A 2,707-nucleotide genomic window follows, 5' to 3' on the forward strand; every position below is an offset into this window, starting at 1 on the left:
TCACCATAGATTTCCCTAGCCTGGGCGCAACTCCTGACCCATTGGGCATCCTAACGTATTTGCTGAGGCAACAGCAGATCCGGCTGGGTGAATTTGGTGAGGGTGAATTTGATTAGGTGAATTTGGTCGTGGACTTTGCCAATGCTAAAACCAGCGCCCCCTCACCACCCAGCGGCGGACAAGGGAACCGAGGGCGATCGCCCCAACGGCCACCAGCCAAAACGTGAACGTAGAAGACCCATCTATGCCGCTGTTCAGGTTCATGCCAAAGATAGAGGCGATCGCCGTCAGCGGCAAAAACACCGCCGCTAGGATATTCAGCCGATGCCCCGCAATCAGCGCCTCGGTAGTCAGGCGGTTTTGCTCCTCGGCCCGCTGGGCTATCTGGTAATCCAGCGCGTTTTTCGTGTTTTCGTAGAGCAGATCCAGGCTGCGGTCGATTTCGTAGGCCCAGTCGCGCAGGTCGATCAGGTCGCGGTCGTCGGGAACGCCTTCGCGGGCAACTTGCAGGGTTGCGTGCATGTTCTTGGCAGCTAGGCGCAGGGGGGCGATCGCCTCCAGCAGGTGAAAGTAGTCTTCAGCACTCTCGGCCTGCCGATAGGCAATTTGCAATTTTTCCTCGGCGGTGTTGTAATTTTCTAGATGTTTCAGCAGCGGTTGCAGCCCGATGCCGCCGCCGCTGTGTTCCCAGATGCCGTTGGGCTGCCGCCAAAACAGCACCCCGACGCGGGTCTGTTCACCGGCCTCAGGGGCTTTGTGCAAAATCAGCAGCAGGTGTCCGTCTATCACCATTGCCCGCTGCTTGCCGACGCTGCGTTCGCCAAATCGATTTTGAATCGCGGGAGGTAATCGCCACGCAGGAGGAATTTTCATAAGTCTTGCCCTGTTTTATATAGCTCAGTTTTTAGCCCCGTTTCTTGCCTAGTTTTTGCCCGCTTGCGGCAACCTTTTAGCCAGCAATGCACGTCATTACTCCGGAGGAGTCCCGTGTTATTAGAGTCACTGGTATCAAACGAACTACCATTGATCGCGACTCGCGCCAGTCCTCTGCTTGCCAATCCAGCAATGGGTCGGGCGATCGCCCGTCGCAGACTGCCTGCGCGAGGAACTGCTCCATGAATGGAAAGAGATCCAAAAGAAAGCCGAAAAAGAGCCAGTGACTTGCGTGATAACACACATTCCAGAAAACAGACTTACTATATAGGTAACTTGGTCAGGTAACCTGCGTATCTGCCAGGAAAACCAATCCCGCCACCTGTATCAATCCATACGGTCAGCATTTACCAGAAGCAAGGGTTTAGCACGGTTTATTGACGGGCAGTTCTCGACGAGCAGTTCTAAACGGGCAATTTCTCTAAACCGCGAACAGATACCGCAGCCCGTTTTGCGTTAACCACTGCTTCTAGCACTCTCTGCTTCTAGGGGTTTCCTAGGTTTCGCTCAAGGTTTCAGCCCTGTTTGTTGGCTCCGGTTTTTAGCTTTAATGTACGGGTTGCAATATCCTGACTTTGAACGCTTCGCTTCCGATGATTAACTTCTTCAAGCGATTGATTTCAAAGATCTCAGCCAGAACTTCTTTTGCTGCCATTGGCCCAGCGTTTAGCCCAGGCTTATCCCCCCCCGCATGGGCAACACCATTCAATCAATCAGCCTAACTCGTGGGACATACATGGTGCTACCCATTGAATTGATCGTGATCGGCAAGCCGATTTCGCACCAAACCAAAGACAAGGCTCGTCTGCGCGACTGGAGAGAAAAAGTGCGGCAGAGGGCGATCGCCTGCTGGAATGGCAAAGCACCGCTGGGCGATTACCTCAAGGTGATTATTACGCACTACTATGACGCGCCCCTCGGCGACGAGTCTGGTGTTCCTGACAGTGATAATATAGTGAAACCAGTGCGAGACGCGCTGAACGGGGTGATTTACGTAGATGATTATCAGATCACGGATTTCATCAGCCGCCGCCGAAACCTGAACGCTTCTTTTCGCGTTAAAGGAATGTCTACGGCGCTGGCAGAAGGATTTTGCCAGGGTGAGGAGTTTTTGCATATCCGGATAGAGGCGGCTCCCGATCCGTCTGAGCTAAGCTAGAAGACTAGGTTAGGATTTATTTGTAGTGGCGTTTTCGCGCTACCGTTTTTGCGTTATTCTTTCTGCGTTATTCAGAGTTGCCGTATATGACCCGTCCACCGAATCGGAGTCCGTTAGAGCATCAGCGCCTGCTGAAGCTTGCGCGGGAATACCGCAAGCAGGGATATCAGGTGACTCTTTATCCTGCTCCAGAAGATCTGCCGTCTCCGCTGGCTCATTGTTCTCTAGATCTAGTGGCCAGGCGCGACGAAAAGGCGATCGCCGCCGAAGTCCGCACCCGCGAAAGCCTGACGCTCAACGGCCCCGATGACCTCCGCAAGCTCAGCGAGTCTGTCAAAAAAATTCCCGGCTGGGAGTTCGAGCTAGTCATTACCAATCCCCGCAAAAAGGCAGAGGGGTAGGGAGCAATCCCTCGCGGCTCTATTCGCTCGCAGCTCTATTCGCTCGATTACTCCACGACTCCAACCACCTCCCCCTTCTCTGCCGAAATCCTAGCTGCCTCTGCCACCGCCAGGGCATAGAGGCTGTCCGCTAACGACACATACAGCGGCTTGCCCTTGGTGAGAAAGTCCAGCACGGCGGCCGTGTCGCGAGCAAACAGGCCCCGGCGACTGC

The 2,707-nt window shown here is 54.3% G+C and carries 4 protein-coding genes; 2 read left to right on the top strand and 2 right to left on the bottom strand.

Features of this window, described 5'->3' with window-relative positions; all coding sequences use genetic code 11:
• Positions 1-144 precede the first annotated feature (144 nt).
• Positions 145-873, bottom strand: coding sequence for a CorA family divalent cation transporter (locus tag IGS51_RS17465; protein WP_297080092.1), 729 nt, complete (start codon positions 871-873; stop codon positions 145-147).
• A 796-nt stretch (positions 874-1,669) separates the two neighbouring features.
• Here IGS51_RS17465 and IGS51_RS17470 point away from each other — a divergent pair.
• Both IGS51_RS17470 and IGS51_RS17475 read left to right on the top strand, forming a co-directional pair.
• Positions 1,670-2,092 carry a RusA family crossover junction endodeoxyribonuclease gene (locus tag IGS51_RS17470; RefSeq protein WP_205370648.1) on the top strand — a complete coding sequence of 141 codons (423 nt, stop codon included), beginning with the start codon at positions 1,670-1,672 and terminating at the stop codon, positions 2,090-2,092.
• Positions 2,093-2,178: 86 nt separating this feature from the next.
• A complete protein-coding gene (locus tag IGS51_RS17475) occupies positions 2,179-2,493 on the top strand; it encodes a hypothetical protein (RefSeq protein ID WP_172356855.1) in 315 nt (104 codons plus the stop codon).
• 47 nt (positions 2,494-2,540) lie between these two features.
• Here the strand turns inward: IGS51_RS17475 and IGS51_RS22415 are convergent.
• The coding region (locus IGS51_RS22415; protein WP_367279367.1) for a Gfo/Idh/MocA family oxidoreductase at positions 2,541-2,707 on the bottom strand (167 nt) is incomplete at its 5' end.

Source organism: Thermoleptolyngbya sp. M55_K2018_002 (assembly GCF_015295965.1).
Lineage (GTDB): Bacteria > Cyanobacteriota > Cyanobacteriia > Elainellales > Elainellaceae > Thermoleptolyngbya > Thermoleptolyngbya sichuanensis.

Bases quoted from the DNA above. Each gene is read 5' to 3' on its own strand.
- IGS51_RS17465 (WP_297080092.1), bottom strand. From the start codon at position 873: ATGAAAATTCCTCCTGCGTGGCGATTACCTCCCGCGATTCAAAATCGA.
- IGS51_RS17470 (WP_205370648.1), top strand. From the start codon at position 1,670: ATGGTGCTACCCATTGAATTGATCGTGATCGGCAAGCCGATTTCGCAC.
- IGS51_RS17475 (WP_172356855.1), top strand. From the start codon at position 2,179: ATGACCCGTCCACCGAATCGGAGTCCGTTAGAGCATCAGCGCCTGCTG.